Here is a 16,655-nt window from a genome sequence, read left to right as displayed (position 1 = left end):
CTCAATGCCCCTCGAATTCGATCAGGGTGCGGACCTTCACACCGAGCGCCTCCAGCTTCTTGCGCCCGCCGAGATCCGGCAGGTCGATGATGAAGCAGGCGGCGACGATGTCGGCTCCCATCTGCTGCAGGAGCTTGGTGGCGCCCTCGGCGGTTCCGCCGGTGGCGATCAGGTCATCCACGAGGATCACCTTTTCGCCGGGCTCGATCGCGTCCTTGTGCATCTCCATCTCGTCCACGCCGTATTCGAGGCTGTAGGCGATCCTCACCGTCTCGTGCGGCAGCTTGCCCTTCTTGCGGATCGGCACGAAGCCGGCCGAAAGCTGATGCGCGATCGCGCCGCCCAGGATGAAGCCGCGTGCTTCGATGCCTGCGATCTTGTCGACCTTGGTTCCGGCATAGGGATGCACGAGTTCATCGATCGTCCGGCGGAACGTCTTCGGATTGCCGAGCAGCGTCGTGATGTCGCGAAAGACGATGCCGGGCTTCGGATAGTCCGGAATGCTCCGGATGGCGGAAATCAGTTCCGATTGAACAGCGAGCATGGTGTGGAAACGGCCTTTTCAAAGTCTTGAGGATGGCAAAGCCATAGCACCATCGAGCCGCATCTTCACGGGGATTTCTTTGCGCGATGCCGGCCGGAACGATTTGGCCGAACCTCGGGTTGATGTTACCCTTGCCCGTCGGCAGGTTCCGGCCGAGGCTCTGTTCAATCGCGATGACGACAGAGCGGGATGAGAAGGTCGTCGGCGGTCTTTCGCCCAGTCCCGCTCGAACTTCTTGGATGAGATCACACTGCTTTGGCTTGATGCGAAAGCATGCGGGTCCAGAGAAAGGAGGAACACCATGCGCCTGTTCGAATGCGGTTCTCTCGTTCCGGGTTGCCCTTGGCATACCCGCGCCGACAACGATGCGGAAATCGTCCGCCGCGTTGTCGAGCACATGCGCGACACCCACGGAGAGACGGTGATCCGCGAAAACATGATCGACAACATCAAGGCTCGTATCGTCGACGAGACCCAGGCTGCGTGACCGCGGCTTTCAGCCGGGATGCAGCCGGGATTCGAGCCGGGCGACGAGCGTCGCCCGGTCGACATTGAAATTGCGGGCGATCCAGAAATCTTCGAGCTCCGTGAGCAGTTCGCCGATCTTCGGCCCCGCTGGAACGCCTGCTTTCAGAACATCCGCCCCATTCAACGGGAAGACGGGCCGCTGCCACTTCTCAGCGCGCGCCAACAACCGCTGAAAGGAGGCGGTTTCGGCAAGGTACGCCGGGTCGGTTTCCGATTTGCGCCGCGCCGAAGCGAGCGAAAGCTTGAGGCGCGCAACAATGCCCTCGGCACCCTTCCGGTAGAGTTCACGATCGAGCGCTGCGTCCGCGAGCGTCGCGGCCATGGCCGGCGCCTTGGCAAAGCAGACGAGAAAGGCCGCTTCCGCTTTCGAAAGTCGCAGCCGCGCCGCCATCGCTTCCAGCCGCTCGGCGTCTGGCGGGACGATGGCCGCGAGCCGCAAGAGCGGTTCCGGTTTCCAGGAGAAGATCTTCTCGGCCGCGATCAGGCCCGGGATGGCGTCGATCCCCCATTTCTCGCTCTCAGGCAGAACCTCACCGAGCACGCCTGCCTGGCGCATCCACAGCAGAGCACGACCCGGATCTTCGGCTGCAAGCAGCTTTTTCAGCTCGCCCCAGACGCGTTCCGCCGATAGCGTCGCGAGCTTCGCACGCGCCTGCGCGCAGGCCCTGAGCCCCTCCGCGTCCGGGCGGCCCTGACCGTAATGGGCAAAGAAGCGGAAGAAGCGCAGGATGCGCAGATAGTCCTCCGCGACCCGCTCTGCGGCGCTGCCGATGAAGCGCAAGGTCCGGCTCTCGATGTCTGGCAGTCCGCCGACATAGTCGAAAATCTCGCCTTTGACGTCCGCATAGAGGGCGTTGATCGTGAAGTCGCGGCGCTCCGCATCCTCTTTCCAGTCGGTGCCGAAGGCCACCTCGGCGCGTCGGCCATCGGTCGCGACGTCGCGGCGCAGCGTCGTCACCTCATAGGGTATCCCGTCGATCACCAGCGTGACGGTGCCGTGGTCGATGCCCGTCGGCACCACCTTGATGCCTGCACCCCTCGCCCGCTCCGCTACATCCTGCGGATGCCAGCTGGTCGCGAGATCGACGTCACCCGCCGGCAGGCCGAGAAGGCTGTTGCGAACCGCACCTCCGACGACCCGCACCTCGCCGCCGTCGGCGTTCAACAGCTCGAAGACTCGGCTGAGCGATGGAGCCTGAAACCAGGCCTCGGCGGCGATGGATGTCATGCATAAAGCCTTTCGTAGAGCATGCGGACGATGCCGGCCGTGATTCCCCAGATGTTCCGCTCGCCATAGGGCATCCGGTAGAAATGCCGCTCCGCGCCCTCCCAGTGGCGGCTTCCGCGATCATGATTGCCGGGGTTCATCAGGAAGGAGAGCGGCACCTCGAACACGCTTTCGACCTCTTCGGGATTGGGCACGAGCTCGAAACCGGGCTGAACAACGGCAAGGACCGGGGTGATGCGAAAACCGGACATTGCCATATAGTGCGGCAGACGGCTGACCGGCTCGACGAAGCGCGGGTCGAGGCCGATCTCCTCCTGCGCCTCCCGGAGCGCCGCCACCTCGATGGAGTGGTCCTCGGGGTCGACAGCTCCGCCCGGAAAGGCCACCTGACCCGAATGCTTGCGCAAATGCGAGGTGCGCTGAGTAAAGATGACGCTCGCATCGTCGCCGTCGTCGACCACCGGAACGAGCACCGCAGCATCCTTGAGATGCAGGGACTCGAGATAGGGGACGATGCCGGGGTTGAGGAGGAAGTCGCCGTGATCGCGCCAGGCGGTCTCGACCGGACCGCCCGCCTGCTTGAGCGCGCGGCGACGGAACTCGTCGGCGGAAAACAGCGGATGGCTCATCGCGACAGCGCTTCCAGTTCGGCTGCCGGCATGATCGGGAAGACGGTTCCCGCGGACCTGACGCAGAACATGTCGGCGCCGTCGATCAGGGCGGTTTCGCCGCGTTCGACGATGTCGTACATGACCGGCCGGGAAACGAGCGCCTCGAGACGGCCGCGCACGTGCAGATAGGGTTTCAGTTCGCGGTTGTCGCCATGGATGACGAAGCGCAGCGGATGCTCCGGCCCCGCCTCCACCACGTCGCCGACATTGGTCCGGAAGGTGAGCACGGTTTCGCCGTCCCTCACGGTGACGCTCATCTCGACGGCCATGAACGGCGCATCGGCAACGCGGATGCCGACCTTTTCCACCGGGGTGACGAGATAGGTCCTGCCGTCGTCGTCCTTGCGCAGGACGGTCGAAAACAATCTCACCAGCGGTTGCCGGCCGATCGGCGTGCCCATGTAGAACCACGTTCCATCGCCGCGGATTTCCATGTCGATGTCGCCGCAGAATGGCGGATTCCAGCGCTCGACCGGCGGCAGCCCTCTTGCCTCGCCCCCCGTCTGGCCGGCAGCGCGCGCGATCAGCGCGGCAAGCCCCGCCGCATCGCCCGTCTGCTGAATCTTCGTTTCTGCCATCGTTCTGTCCCGTTTGGCCCCAATCTTTCCAGGAAATAGCGCGTCCACGCTATATTCGGGATGTTCGTCATCGGTTACGAGCACCTTGACCGGGCTTCGCGCTTCGCGGAGAAACACCAGTAGGCTTCAAGGCTTCTTGAAGCTCACGAGATAGTGCGTTGGCGGCGGCTTGTCAGCCGTCTGCCAGGGTCTAAATTGAAAAAAGGGGAACCGGCGGACGGATGATGCCGTGTCGGTTCGACGCGCACGAGCGGGAGACAGGCGATGAGTGTAATGAAGAGCGCGGCCGAAGCGGCCGACGAGAAGGCGATCGTCGCTGCCGCGGAAGCGGCTCTCGGGGAAATTGCGCTCATCCGGGCGGAGGTCGGCAAAGTCATCTTCGGCCAGGAGAGCGTCGTCGAGCAGACGCTGCTGGCGGTGCTTTCCGGCGGTCATGCCCTGCTCGTCGGCGTGCCCGGCCTCGCCAAGACCAAGCTCGTCGCCACCCTCGGCACGGTACTTGGCCTCGCCAACAGCCGCATTCAGTTCACGCCCGACCTGATGCCCTCGGACATTCTCGGGTCGGAAGTGATGGACCAGGATGCCGCGGGCCATCGCTCCTTCCGGTTCATCCCCGGTCCGATCTTCACCCAGCTTCTGATGGCGGACGAGATCAACCGAGCCTCGCCGCGCACCCAATCGGCGCTGCTGCAGGCCATGCAGGAATATCACATCACCATCGCCGGCGCCCGCAAGGACCTGCCGCAGCCCTTCCATGTGCTCGCGACCCAGAACCCGCTCGAACAGGAGGGCACCTATCCCCTGCCCGAAGCCCAGCTCGACCGGTTCCTGATGCAGGTCGATGTCGGTTATCCGGAGCTCGCCGCCGAACGGCGGATCCTGCTGGAGACCACCGGCGTGACGGAGGCGGAGGCCCGCCCCGTCATCAATGCCGAGCGCCTGCAGCAGCTCCAGGGTCTTATTCGCCAGATGCCCGTCGGCGAAAAGGTCGTAGACGCCATCCTGGCGCTCGTGCGCTCCGCGCGACCGGGAAATGGCAATCCGGCCACCGACAAGAACGTCGCCTGGGGACCGGGTCCTCGCGCCGGCCAGGCATTGATGCTCTGTGCCCGGGCCCGGGCGCTCTACGACGGCCGGCTGGCGCCCTCCATCGATGATGTCCTTGCGCTTGCCGAACCCGTGCTGCAGCACCGCATGGCGCTGACCTTCGCGGCCCGCGCCGAAGGCATGACGGTGCGGGATGTCATTGCCGAATTGGTAAAGCGAGCCAAGGGATAGCGCATGGCCTCGATCGGGCAGACAGTCGCGCGCACACCTTCCGGAGAAGTCCTGTCGCGCGCCCAACAGCGCGCGATGCTTGTTCCCGACTGCCTTGTCGAGGCCCGCCGCATTGCGAACACAGTGATTGCCGGCTGGCACGGCAGGCGCAAGCGCGGCATCGGCGAGAATTTCTGGCAGTTCCGCCCCTACAGCCAGGGCGAAAGCCTGTCGCGCATCGACTGGCGCCGCTCCGCCCGCGACGATCACACCTATGTGCGCGACCGCGAATGGGAAGCGGCGCACACGATCTGGCTCTGGGCCGATCTTTCGCCCTCGATGATGTACAAATCGACGCTGGGCACCGTCTCGAAAGAAAGCCGCGCACTGGTGCTGATGCTGGCGCTTGCCGAAATCCTCGCCCGCTCCGGCGAGCGGATCGGCTGCCCCGGGGTGATGGAACCGGTTTCTGCCCGCAATGCCGCCGAGCGGCTGGCGGCCGCAATCATGTTGAGCCCGCTTGCCGGCGGTCTGCCCGAGACCGGCATGATCCGCGGCGCCAGCGATCTGGTCCTGATCGGCGACTTCCTCGATCCGGCCGACAAGGTGATGGAGCGTCTCGGCCCGCTTGCCCGCAGGGGACTGCGCGGCCATGTCGTCGAAATCGCCGACCCGGCCGAAGAGGTCTTCCCCTATACGGGCCGCACCGAATTCACCGATCCGGAAACCGGCGAGAAACTGACGGCCGGCCGCGCCGAGATCCTGCGTGATGACTACCAGCGTGCCTATCGCGCCCGCCGCGACGGCATCGGCGCGAGTCTTCGCCATCTCGGCTGGACCTTCATTCCGCACCGGACCGACCGGCCGGCATCTGAAGCCCTTGTTTCCGTGCACATGTATCTTTCCGGATTGCCTACCCGCGCGACACACGGGGGTCAGCTATGATCGGGGGCCTCGCCTTCGCCTTTGCCAACCCCGCTATACTGGCAGCGCTTTTGGCCTTGCCGGTGATCTGGTGGCTCCTGCGCATGATGCCGCCGAGGCCGGCAGCGGAAGTCTTTCCGCCGCTCCGCATCCTCGCCTCGGTGATGAAGCGTGAGGAGACGCCGTCGAAAAGCCCCTGGTGGCTGACGCTGCTCAGGATGCTGATGGCCGCAGCGGTTATCTTTGCGATCGCGGACCCGGTCTTCAATCCCCGCAGCAACACGCTTGCCTCCTCCGGTCCTTTGGCGCTCCTGATCGACAACAGCTGGGCGACCGCGCCCGATTGGGAGCGAAGGGTCGAGGCGGCCTCGGCGATGATCGACGATGCCGAGGCGAAGGACCTTGCGGTTTCGGTCCTTTTCACCGGCGATCGACAGCACGACGCGGCGCCGGCATCGGCCGCCACCGCACGCACGCGGCTCGCGGCTGCCGCGCCAGAGCCGCTTCCTGCCGATCGCCGATCGGCGCTTGCGGCGCTCAAGACCGCGTTCAAGGACACCCCGCCCGGGACGATCGCCTTCGTCACCGATGGCATCGAATCGGCTGATGACAAGACCATGGGGGCGCTGAACGAGATCGGCGCCGCCGAAGTTCGGGTGATCGAGGCCGACGGCGGCCAGGCGGTGGCACTGACCAGCACGACCAACGAGTCGAGCGGCATGTCGGTGACGGCAACCCGCCTGAAGACGGACGACCGCCGGTCTCTTTCGATCGTCGCCTATGATAGCCGCGGCCGTGCCATCGCCGACGGCACGATCGACTTCGCGCCAGGGGCAGCTATCGCCAAGGGAACGATCGAAGCGCCATTCGAACTGCGCAACGATTTCGCCCGCCTCGGCATCGAAGGCGCGGCGACCGCCGGCGCCACCCATCTGCTCGACGACGGTTTCCGCCGGCGTCGCGTCGCACTTCTCAGCGGCGAGGCGCGTGACCTCTCGCAGCCGCTGTTGTCGCCGCTCTACTACATCAATCGGGCGCTTGCCCCCTATGCCGATCTCATCGAACCGCGCGAGACCGATCTCGCCGTCGCCATTCCCGAACTCCTGGAGCAGCGCCCCTCCGTCCTGATCATGGCCGACATCGGCCGCTTGCCCGAGGAAACCTATCCGCTGCTGGCGAAGTGGATCGAGAACGGTGGCATGCTGATCCGCTTCGCCGGTCCGCGCCTTGCCGCAGCCCCAGCGGACGATCCGCTCGTGCCTGTCACGCTCCGGCAAGGGGAGCGGGCGCTCGGCGGCGCGCTTTCCTGGTCGGAGCCGCAGCCGCTTGCCGACTATCCGGCCAACAGCCCCTTCGCGGGCATGGCGCGGCCGAGCGACATTCTCATCAAACGACAGGTTCTCGCCGAGCCGACGGCGGATCTCGTCGAGCGCACCTGGGCAAACCTCGCCGATGGCACTCCACTGGTCACGACGGCTGCGCGGGGCACCGGCCGCATCGTCCTCTTCCATGTCAGCGCCGAGGCGACCTGGTCGAACCTGCCGATCTCCGGGCATTTCGTCGAGATGCTTCGCCGCAGCGTCCAGCTTTCACGCAGCGGCGGCGTTGCCGGTGAAAGCAAGGCGGCGCAGGCGCACACGCTGGCGCCCTTCCGGCTTCTCAATGCCGACGGCGTGCTGGTCGCGGAAACCGGCAATTCCCGCCCGCTGGAGCTGCAGCCCGGCAAGACCCCCGCCACCACGCCCGACAACCCGCCCGGTCTCTACGGCTCCGAGGACGGATTCACGGCCTTGAACCTGTTGCCGCGCGACGCGGAACTCAAGCGGATCGACATGACCCTTGCCGGCCCTCATACCGTCGAGCGGCTCGCGCGTGCCGAGAGCTGGTCGCTGAAGCCGGCCCTGCTGACGCTCGCCCTGCTCCTGCTCATTGCCGACGCCGTCATCGTGCTCTTGATGAGCGGCGCCTTTTCCCGCCACCGCGTGGCGCGCGCCGCATCGGTGCTGGTCTTCGCGGTTGCCGCAAGCGCCCTCTTCACGCCGCCACAGGTCCATGCGGACGACACCCGCCCCGGCGACGAGGGTATTCTCGAACGTCTGGACACGACGCATCTCGCCTATGTCGTCACCGGCGAGGACGAGGTCGATCGGCTTTCGGAGAGCGGCCTTCGCGGGTTGACCGATTTCCTGACCTACCGCACGACGCTTGAACCCGGCGCGCCGGTCGGACTCGACATCATCAGGGACGAACTCAGCCTCTATCCGATCATCTACTGGCCGGTCTCGGCCAGCGCACCCATGCCGAGCCCGCAAGCCGTCAGCCGCATCGACGCCTATATGCGCGCCGGCGGCACCGTGCTGTTCGACACGCGGGACCAGTTCTCCTCGCTCGGCGCCTCCTCGAGCGGCACGGGCCCGAACACGGAACGGCTGCAGGCCATATTGGCCAATCTGGACATACCGCCGCTGGAGCCGGTGCCTGCCGACCACGTGCTGACAAAGGCCTTCTACCTCCTGACGAATTTCCCCGGCCGCTACACGGGAAGCCCGCTCTGGATCGAGGCGCAGTTCGAAAATCGCGACGAGCCGAGCAATCGGCCGGCCCGTTCGGGCGACGGTGTGACGCCGATCATGATCACCGGCAACGACTTTGCCGGTGCCTGGGCGGTGGACACCAATGGCGTCGCCCTGCTGCCGACGGTCCCGCCGGACGAGATGCAGCGCGAATATGCCTTCCGCTCCGGCGTCAACATCATGATGTACATGCTGACCGGCAACTACAAAGCCGACCAGGTACACGTCCCGGCCCTGCTCGAGCGGCTCGGACAATGAGGCGGCGATGACGATCGATTTTTCACCGCTCCTTCCCTGGCCCTACCTTGCCGCACTGGCGCTCGTTGCGGCCGCCTTGGCGGCGTTCGGCATCTGGCGCGGCGTGCGCGGCGCATGGCTCCGGGCCGCGGCGCTTGCGGCATTCTGCCTTGCACTCGCCAATCCGGTGCTTTTCCAGGAGGAACGCGAACCCCTCTCGACCATCGTCGCCGTCGTCGTCGACCGCAGCCAGAGCCAGGACAATGACGGCCGGCGTGAACAAACCGACAAGGCACTCTCCGATCTCAAGGAGCGGCTCGCCCGCTTCCCGCAGATCGAGACACGGGTCGTCGAAGCGGCCGATGGCGAGGAGACCGAGGCGCCCTCGACAAAGCTCTTCGGCGCGTTGGCGACGGCGCTTGCCGACGTGCCGCCCGCCCGCCTCGGCGGCGCAATCTTCATCACCGACGGCCAGATCCACGACGTGCCGGACATCAACCAGAAGCTCGGTTTCGACGCGCCGATCCACGGGTTGATCACCGGCAAGCCGGATGAGGTCGACCGGCGCATCGAGATCGTCAACGCGCCGCGCTTCGGCATCGTCGGCGAGCAGCAGCGACTGACCTTCCGGGTCGTGGACGATGGGGCTGCCGAAGGCGGCAGTGCCGAGGTCACCATCCGCCTCAACGGCAACGAGATCGCGACGGAACATGTGGAGCCGGGAACGGATGTCCCGTTCAGCTTCACCGTGCCGCGCGGGGGCAACAACATCCTCGAATTCGCGGTCAATCCGATCCGGGGCGAAGTGACGGAGGTCAACAATCGCGCCGTTCACGTGCTGGATGGCATTCGCGAGAACCTGCGCGTCCTCCTCGTCTCGGGCGAACCGCATGCAGGCGAACGCGCCTGGCGCAACCTTCTGAAGTCCGATGCCGCCGTCGACCTCGTGCACTTCACCATTCTGCGGCCGCCGGAAAAGCAGGACGGCACGCCGATCAACGAACTCTCGCTCATCGCCTTCCCGACGCGCGAGCTCTTCGTCGACAAGATCAGCGAGTTCGACCTGATCATCTTCGACCGCTACCAGCACCGCGGCGTGCTGCCCATTCTCTATTACGACAACATCGCTCAGTACGTGCAGAACGGCGGCGCGCTGCTGATTGCGGCGGGGCCGGAACATGCCGGCGACGATTCGATCGCCGCAACGCCGCTTTCGACCGTCCTGCCAGCAAATCCCACCGGCGTCATGAATGAAAAAGCCTTCTTCCCGCGGCTGTCGGAGGAAGGAAAGAAACACCCGGTGACCCGCGGCCTCGAGGGCGCCTCGAGCGAGCCGCCCGGCTGGGGACGCTGGTTCCGCACCGTCGACGTCGACAGGCCGCTCGGCCAGACGGTCATGGAGGCGGCAGACGGCAAGCCGCTTCTCGTCCTCAACCGCGTCGGCAAGGGCCGCGTCGCCATGCTGCTTTCCGACCAGGGCTGGCTCTGGGCACGCGGCTTCGAAGGCGGCGGGCCGCATATCTCGCTCTACCGGCGCACCGCCCATTGGCTGATGCAGGAACCGGCGCTCGAGGAAGAGGCGCTGACTGCACGCGCCTTGGGCCGGACGCTGGAAATCACCCGGCAGACGATCGAGGGCGACCCCGGCCAGGCGACGCTTACCTCTCCCTCTGGACGAACGCAGGAGATAGGGCTCACCGAACGCGAACCCGGCCTCTACAAGGCTGAGGTGAAGACCGACGAAATCGGTCTTTTCGAAGTCGCCAATGACGAGCTGACGACGCTCGTCCATGTGGGCAATGTCGATGCGCCGGAATTCAAGGCGGCGATCTCGACGGGCGAGAAGCTTCAGCCTTGGGCGGAGAAGACCAAAGGCATCGTCCGCCGGCTCGCGGATGCGGACGGCCCTGTCGATCTGCCCTCGATCCTGCCCGTCCGGGGCGCCGTGCGTGTCGCAGACGACCAGCGCCTGTCACTGCGCATGACCGACGAGACGGTGCTCAAGGGCGTGAATTCATTGTCGCTGTTCGCCGGCCTCTTCGGCCTCGCCGCCCTACTTCTGTTGATCTCGGCAATGTGGTATCGCGAAGGGCGGTAATAAGCGGCATTCACGTGTCGAATCTGCGCCGATTTGCAGCCACCTACGGAATTTGAGTTTCGCTGGATCTTCGCTCAAGCAGCCCCACCTCCTCTGAGGCCGCCAACCTCTATGGCCGTCATCCTCGGGCTTGACCCGAGGATCCATTCGCAGGCGCGACTTGAGGGGCTCGATGCTTGCGCGGCATCACCAATGGCCCGGCACTTTCGGGTGTCGCGACGCTTGTATTTGGATCCTCGGGTCAAGCCCGAGGATGACGAAGCGGGAGGGGCAATTCCAAAAAAATCTGAATTTACCAACCACGTACAGACGCGGCATCCAGAATCAGGCAGCGGCGCCTTCGGCCGATGGCTGCGCAACGATCTCGACAGCAGGCACCGCACTGCCGTCCCGCCAGGCAATCACACCCTCGAGCCGCGCGTGAACGTCGGCTGCGATCGGCACGACCAGCACCCGGCCGGGATCCACCGGACCGGGGAATTCGAGCGCCCCGTACCGGACCTTCTCGAAGCCGAGCGGCTGGTAGTAGGGCGGGTCGCCAACCAGGATGACCGCTTCGGAGCCTTTCCGCCGCGCCGCCTCGACCGCGATCCGCACCAGTTCCCGGCCGATGCCCTGGTTCTTGTGCGAGGGCCGGACGGCGAGCGGGCCGAGCAGGTGGCCCTTGACCGATCCGGCGTTTACCGGGGTCATCCGCACCGATGCGATCGTTTCGCCGTCGTCGGTGCAGATGAAGGACAGCGACCGGTCGTGCGGGCCCTGCTCGCGGATGCGGGCGGCCGCACGGGCAAACCGGCCGGGGCCGAAGGCTTCCTCGTTGATGATTTCGATCGCTGCGTCGTGGGAGGCGTCTTCAGTCAGATAGACGAGATCGTGCTTTTTCATGGATGTCGAGAACCGGCATGCGAACGGACAATAGGGATGGCTCGCCCAAAGGGCGTTTGCAGCATCAGCGTCGTCGCAGGCTTCCCGACAGGATCATTGGTTCGGTCGCTTCCGAAAATGAAAAAACTCCGCATCGCCGATAGCAGAAAATCGCCACCTGTCAAAGCCTAAAACGCACTGTTCAGCATTTCACCCCTATCGGCGGGGCGGTCGCGCGTTATCTATCGACAGAGAAAGAACAGCTTAGGAGCGAGCTCATGGGCAGGCTGGTGGACGGCGTCTGGCAGGATGTCTGGTACGATACCGTGGAAACGGACGGGCATTTCAAACGCAGCGTGTCGCAGTTTCGCAACTGGGTCACCGCGGACGGTTCGCCCGGCCCCTCGGGCGAAGGCGGCTTCAAGGCCGAGGCCGATCGCTACCACCTCTATGTGTCGCTGGCCTGTCCCTGGGCCCATCGCACGCTGATCTTCCGCAGGCTCAAAAAGCTCGAGAACATGGTCTCGCTCTCCGTCGTCGATCCGCTGATGCTGGAAAACGGCTGGGAATTCAAGGGCGAGGATGGCGGCACCGTCGATCACCTCTTCGGCTCCAAGGCCCTGTGGCAGATCTATGCACGCGCCGATCCCAACTATTCCGGCCGCGTCACCGTGCCGGTCCTCTGGGACAAAGAGAAGGACACGATCGTCTCGAACGAGTCCGCCGAAATCATCCGTATGTTCAATTCCGCCTTCAACCACCTCACCGGCTCGGCCGCGGATTTCTATCCGGAGGACCTGCGAGAGGAGATCGATGCGCTGAATGCCCGCGTCTACGACAAGGTCAACAACGGTGTCTACAAGGCCGGTTTCGCCTCGCGCCAGGAGGCCTATGCGGAAAACGTCACGGCCCTGTTCGCCATGCTGGACGAACTGGAAGGCCGCCTCGCCTCGCGACGCTATCTTTTCGGCGACCGCCTGACCGAGGCGGACTGGCGGCTGTTCACCACATTGCTGCGCTTCGACCCGGTCTATGTCGGCCATTTCAAGTGCAATATCCGCCGCATTGCCGACTATCCGAACCTGCAGGGCTACCTTCGCGATCTCTATCAGGTGCCGGACGTCGCAGAGACCGTCAACATGCGCCACATCAAGGAGCACTATTACCGCAGCCACAGGATGATCAATCCGACCGGCATTGTGCCGATCGGGCCGGAACTCGATCTCGAGGCGCGGCACGGGCGCGACGGGCTGTAGAGCGCCTACCAGAACGTATCCGGCTTGACCGTTCCGGCGAGTTCGGCAAGCCTGCGGCGGGTCGCCGGCGTCGCGTCAGCGGGCAGATCGTCGAGCGGGAAGAATTGGGCCGCTGCGATTTCCAGGTCTGCAACTTTCGGCCGTTCCTGACGCACGGCGTCACAGCGGAAGAAGACGACGTGATCGCGCTTGCTGGTCCCGGGGTTGTAGTAGACCTGCACGAGGAGCGGCGGTTTCGTCAGTTGCAGATTACCTTCCTCCCTGAGTTCGCGAACCAGCCCCTCGAGCGCGGTCTCGCGCCGGTCGACACCTCCGCCGGGAAAATGCCATCCGGGCAGGTAGGAATGCCTGACGAGGAACACCCGGCCCTGCTCATCGAAGCAGGCCGCCCGCACTCCGAGCGTCATGCCGCGCGAGACGGCGAAGTAGATGTGAGCGAGCCGCGCCAGGGGACGGAGCCAGATGCGCACCTCCCGCGGGCGGTCCTGGTCCATTGGTTTCTCCTTCCCGGCAACTCGTATTGCGGTCGCTCCCATTTTCGGCGCGAACCGCTGCGGCGGGATAACCCATTCAAGTGATTCCCCTGTCGCCGAATATGCGCTAGACCGAGGCGATGTTCAAACTTGCGCATATTTCAGACGTCCATCTCGGCCCACTGCCCGACCTGTCGTTCCGCGAACTCGCTTCCAAACGCATCACCGGCTTCGTCAATTGGCACAGGAACCGTGCCCGTCATCTCTTTCCGGGCACGCTCGCATGTCTGATGGACGATATCGAAAAGCGCGACCCGGACCATCTGGCGATCACCGGTGACCTCGTGAATCTCGCCTCCTCTCTGGAGATCGAAGCGGTCACCGAATGGCTCACCGAGGCGGGCGACCCGCAGGACATCTCCGTCGTTCCGGGCAATCACGACGCCTACGTACCGGGCGCCTACGAAAAGACGGCACGCGCCTGGTATCCTTTCATGCGCGGCGACAGCGGCCCTTCCGGATGGCTCAAGGACCATCCCTGCTTCCCCTATATGCGGGTGCGCGGCTCGGTGGCATTGATCGGCTGCTCTACGGCGGTCGCCACGCCCCCCTTTGCGGCCAGCGGCTATTTCGGCCCGCGCCAGGCGCGCGCCACCGTCAACCTTTTGCGCGCGGCAGGCGAAGCCGGCCTGTTCCGGGTCGTCATGATCCATCATCCGCCGATCCGCGGCGCGACATCCATGCACAAGCGCATGATCGGCATCCGCCGCTTCGCCGCGACCATTTCGTCGGGAGGGGCCGAACTGGTGCTCCACGGCCATACGCATCTCAATACCGTCTATTGGCTGAAGGGGCACGCCGCGTCGGTGCCGGTCGTCGGCATCGCTTCTGCTTCGCAGGGACCGGGCGGCAGCAAGCCGGTCGCCGCCTACAACCTCTTTTCGATCGCCGGTGAACCAGGCGATTGGAAGATGACGAGAGAGCGCTTCGCGCTCGGCGCGGATGCAAAGACCGTTTCCCTCGCCGAGACGACTGAGTTCTACGCCTGATGGGCGGATGGTACTCTGGCTTGGAAATTTTCTGTTCCGGTCGAATAATCTGCAGGGCTCCTGCGTCTAAGTCGGGTTCGGGGTCCAGAAAGCCGCCGGGGCGACATCTGCGTCGGCCGGTCACCGGCCGCTGAAATGTCCACAGGAGAAAGGCACCATGAACCGGAAGATCATCCTCTTCACACTTGCAGCCTTTGCGAGTTCCTTCGCCGGCCACGCGGCATTTGCCGTCGGCGATGACAACAGCGCGCCGCCGAAGAAGACGAAGACGACCACCCAGTGCAAGGACGGCAAGGTCTGGGACGCCAGGAGGAACAGATGCGTCGATGCGAAGCGGAGTGATCTCGGCGACGACGTCCTGTTCGACGCGGCACGCGAGCTTGCCTATGCCGGTCAGTACGAGAATGCGATCAAGGTCCTCGGCGCCATGAAGGAGCAAGAGAGCGCCCGCGTCTTCAACTATCTTGGCTATGCCAACCGCAAGGCCGGACGCATGGAACTCGGCATGCAATACTACAAGCGCGCCATTCAGGCCGACGAGAACTACATTCTCGCACGCTCCTATATGGGGCAGGCGCTGGTCGAGCAGGGACGGGTCGAGGAGGCGAGAGCGCAGCTGGTCGAGATCCGCGACCGGGGCGGCGAAGACACCTGGGCATACAGGGCCCTGCTTCTGTCGCTCGGGGGCGTTCGGCAGTATTGACGGCGAGAATGATCTTCCTATTGAGGCGCGCCGCGCCACTGGCGCGGCGCTCCTCGGAAATCCGAAGCCGAAACGCAAAAAACTCTTTGCGATCCGGCTCTTCCCTTGCAGACTTCGGATCAAGTTTCATATCATGATCTGTGCGTTCGCACGGCGAATAGACGGATGATCCGGCACGTCTCACTGGAAGAGAAATGCGCCCAGCGGCAGAGATGAAGGACTTCAGACGGGATTTGGTCAGCCTGCTGCCCAAATTGCGCCGCTTCGCGATGACGCTGACGCGCAATGCCAATGATGCCGACGATCTCGTCCAGGAGGTCTGCGAACGGGCAATCAATCGCAGCCACCTGTGGAATGGCGAGGGCCGGCTGGAGAGCTGGATCTATACGATGACCCGCAATCTGTGGGTGGACGAGGTTCGCAAGCGCAAGGTCCGCGGCGCCGGCAGCATGGTCGACATATTCGACCAGGACGAACTGAATGTCGAAGCCGCTGCCGAGAAGGCAGTCTTTGTCAATCAGTTGCAAAAGATGATCCTCTCCATGCCGGAGGGACTGGCGAGCGTCTTCCTGCTGGTCAATGTCGAGGGCCACAGCTACCGGGAAACGGCAACGATCCTCGGTATCCCGATCGGCACGGTGATGAGCAGGCTCTCGGCAGCCCGCCTGCGGCTCGCGGCCATGTTGTCCGAGGATACGGAAAGGAGGGCCTGACCATTGCAGCAGACGAAGGGGCTGGCGCTCGAAGTGCGGTTGTCCGCCTATATCGACGGCGAACTCGGCGAGGCGGAAAGGTCCGAGCTCGACGCCCTGCTGGCGCGCGATGACGACGCCAGGACGCTGCTCGAGAAGCTGAAGGCAGGCAGCGCATTCGGCAACAGGGCGTTCGAGGATTTCCTTCACGACCCGGTGCCGCTGGCACTCGTGCGGCAGATCAAGCAGGGAGGCGGCATCAGCCCGAAACTGGAGCGGGTGACGACGTCGAACCACCCGAAACGAAGCGTTCGCGTGTTGCCGCGCCTGGTGGCCGCATCGGTAGGCCTGCTGCTTACCGGAGGCGTCGCGGGGTTCATCCTCGGCAGCATGGCCAATTTCGTGGACCCGGCGGCTGAGACCGTGGCAAGCCCGTGGATCGACGAGATCGCCGACTACCATCGCATCTATTCGCGCCAGAAGGCACATCTCGTCGAGGTGCCTGCCTCTCAAGCGTCCCACATAGAAACCTGGCTGACCTCGAGCGTCGGCGTGCCCTTCAAGATTCCCGATCTCACCCGCAAGGGGCTTGCCTTCGAAGGCGCAAGGCTGCTGGTCGCCAACGGCAAGCCGGTGGCCCAACTCGTCTACCGTGACCGAGAAGGCGAGATTTTCGCCATCTGTTTCCTGAGAGGCGGCAATGGGACGCAGGGGAACGAGTTCAGCGAGACCATCCGCGGCGACCTGGGATTCGTCTCCTGGCAGAAGGAGGGCTCCTCCTTCGTCGTCGTCGGACCCTCATCGGCGGCTGGGCTGCAGGACCTCGCCCATACGGTGGCGGCGGTCATCTGATCGCGATCACGTCCATATCGGCCCCTCATCCGGCCTGCCGGCCACCTTCTCCCCGCACGCGGGGCGAAGGGACAAGCGGCACGGTCCCGCTTCCATCTTAAATAGGACCGCAAATGAAATGAAGGAAA

16 protein-coding genes are annotated in these 16,655 nt (G+C 64.6%); 10 read left to right on the top strand and 6 right to left on the bottom strand.

Annotated features, from left to right (window positions below; all coding sequences use genetic code 11):
* Position 1 precedes the first annotated feature (1 nt).
* On the bottom strand, positions 2 to 544 hold the full coding sequence (locus AU381_RS15875) for an adenine phosphoribosyltransferase (protein WP_064242718.1): 543 nt from the start codon (positions 542 to 544) through the stop codon (positions 2 to 4).
* A gap of 301 nt (positions 545 to 845) precedes the next feature.
* Between AU381_RS15875 and AU381_RS15865 the strand changes: the two genes are divergently transcribed.
* Positions 846 to 1,031: a DUF1059 domain-containing protein gene (locus AU381_RS15865; RefSeq protein ID WP_037414981.1), complete on the top strand. Its 186-nt coding sequence runs from the start codon at positions 846 to 848 to the stop codon at positions 1,029 to 1,031.
* A gap of 9 nt (positions 1,032 to 1,040) precedes the next feature.
* Here the strand turns inward: AU381_RS15865 and AU381_RS15860 are convergent, their stop codons facing one another.
* From AU381_RS15860 to AU381_RS15850, 3 genes are read right to left on the bottom strand one after another with little or no spacing between them, the layout of a single operon-like run.
* A complete protein-coding gene (locus AU381_RS15860; RefSeq protein WP_064242716.1) occupies positions 1,041 to 2,300 on the bottom strand; it encodes a CCA tRNA nucleotidyltransferase in 1,260 nt (419 codons plus the stop codon).
* Positions 2,297 to 2,929 (bottom strand): CoA pyrophosphatase, encoded by a 633-nt coding sequence (locus tag AU381_RS15855; protein ID WP_064242715.1) that lies wholly within the window; start codon positions 2,927 to 2,929, stop codon positions 2,297 to 2,299. Before AU381_RS15855 ends, AU381_RS15860 begins: the two co-directional genes overlap by 4 nt.
* Entirely contained in the window at positions 2,926 to 3,549 is a 624-nt protein-coding gene (locus AU381_RS15850; RefSeq protein WP_064243113.1) for a DUF1285 domain-containing protein, read from the bottom strand. Before AU381_RS15850 ends, AU381_RS15855 begins: the two co-directional genes overlap by 4 nt.
* 264 nt (positions 3,550 to 3,813) lie before the next feature.
* On the opposite strand from AU381_RS15850, the gene AU381_RS15845 reads away from it, so the two are divergent.
* The 4 genes from AU381_RS15845 to AU381_RS15830 are packed head-to-tail and all read left to right on the top strand — an operon-like array spanning position 3,814 to position 10,638.
* Positions 3,814 to 4,827 (top strand): AAA family ATPase, encoded by a 1,014-nt coding sequence (locus AU381_RS15845; RefSeq protein ID WP_064242714.1) that lies wholly within the window; start codon positions 3,814 to 3,816, stop codon positions 4,825 to 4,827.
* Positions 4,828 to 4,830: 3 nt separating this feature from the next.
* Positions 4,831 to 5,751, top strand: coding sequence for a DUF58 domain-containing protein (locus AU381_RS15840; protein WP_064242713.1), 921 nt, complete (start codon positions 4,831 to 4,833; stop codon positions 5,749 to 5,751).
* Complete coding sequence (locus tag AU381_RS15835; RefSeq protein ID WP_064242712.1) at positions 5,748 to 8,561, top strand: DUF4159 domain-containing protein; 2,814 nt, start codon at positions 5,748 to 5,750, stop codon at positions 8,559 to 8,561. The genes AU381_RS15840 and AU381_RS15835 overlap by 4 nt, the downstream gene beginning before the upstream one ends.
* Before the next feature lie 7 nt (positions 8,562 to 8,568).
* Positions 8,569 to 10,638 (top strand): hypothetical protein, encoded by a 2,070-nt coding sequence (locus AU381_RS15830; RefSeq protein WP_064242711.1) that lies wholly within the window; start codon positions 8,569 to 8,571, stop codon positions 10,636 to 10,638.
* Between the two features lie 324 nt (positions 10,639 to 10,962).
* Here AU381_RS15830 and AU381_RS15825 read toward each other — a convergent pair whose 3' ends face one another.
* Entirely contained in the window at positions 10,963 to 11,523 is a 561-nt protein-coding gene (locus tag AU381_RS15825) for a GNAT family N-acetyltransferase (protein WP_064242710.1), read from the bottom strand.
* 257 nt (positions 11,524 to 11,780) lie between these two features.
* Between AU381_RS15825 and AU381_RS15820 the strand changes: the two genes are divergently transcribed.
* Complete coding sequence (locus AU381_RS15820; protein WP_064242709.1) at positions 11,781 to 12,758, top strand: glutathione S-transferase family protein; 978 nt, start codon at positions 11,781 to 11,783, stop codon at positions 12,756 to 12,758.
* Positions 12,759 to 12,763: 5 nt separating this feature from the next.
* Here the strand turns inward: AU381_RS15820 and AU381_RS15815 are convergent, their stop codons facing one another.
* The gene (locus AU381_RS15815; protein WP_064242708.1) at positions 12,764 to 13,252 is read right to left on the bottom strand and encodes an NUDIX domain-containing protein; all 489 of its coding nucleotides are present in this window, start codon (positions 13,250 to 13,252) and stop codon (positions 12,764 to 12,766) included.
* A 119-nt stretch (positions 13,253 to 13,371) separates the two neighbouring features.
* Here AU381_RS15815 and AU381_RS15810 point away from each other — a divergent pair, with 119 nt between their 5' ends.
* The 4 genes from AU381_RS15810 to AU381_RS15795 all read left to right on the top strand — a co-directional run bounded on the left by AU381_RS15810 (position 13,372) and on the right by AU381_RS15795 (position 16,527).
* A complete protein-coding gene (locus AU381_RS15810; RefSeq protein ID WP_064242707.1) occupies positions 13,372 to 14,280 on the top strand; it encodes a metallophosphoesterase family protein in 909 nt (302 codons plus the stop codon).
* A 157-nt stretch (positions 14,281 to 14,437) separates the two neighbouring features.
* Positions 14,438 to 14,983, top strand: a complete 546-nt coding sequence (locus AU381_RS15805) for a tetratricopeptide repeat protein (protein ID WP_064242706.1) — start codon at positions 14,438 to 14,440, stop codon at positions 14,981 to 14,983.
* Positions 14,984 to 15,177: 194 nt separating this feature from the next.
* Positions 15,178 to 15,696 carry an RNA polymerase sigma factor gene (locus tag AU381_RS15800; RefSeq protein WP_064242705.1) on the top strand — a complete coding sequence of 173 codons (519 nt, stop codon included), beginning with the start codon at positions 15,178 to 15,180 and terminating at the stop codon, positions 15,694 to 15,696.
* Positions 15,697 to 15,699: 3 nt separating this feature from the next.
* Entirely contained in the window at positions 15,700 to 16,527 is an 828-nt protein-coding gene (locus tag AU381_RS15795) for an anti-sigma factor family protein (RefSeq protein WP_064242704.1), read from the top strand.
* The last annotated feature ends 128 nt before the right edge of the window (positions 16,528 to 16,655 follow it).

It is taken from the genome of Sinorhizobium glycinis (assembly GCF_001651865.1).
Taxonomy (GTDB): Bacteria; Pseudomonadota; Alphaproteobacteria; order Rhizobiales; family Rhizobiaceae; genus Sinorhizobium; species Sinorhizobium glycinis.
Note: the sequence above shows the minus strand (reverse complement) of the source record. Positions and strands in the feature narration are given on the sequence as shown.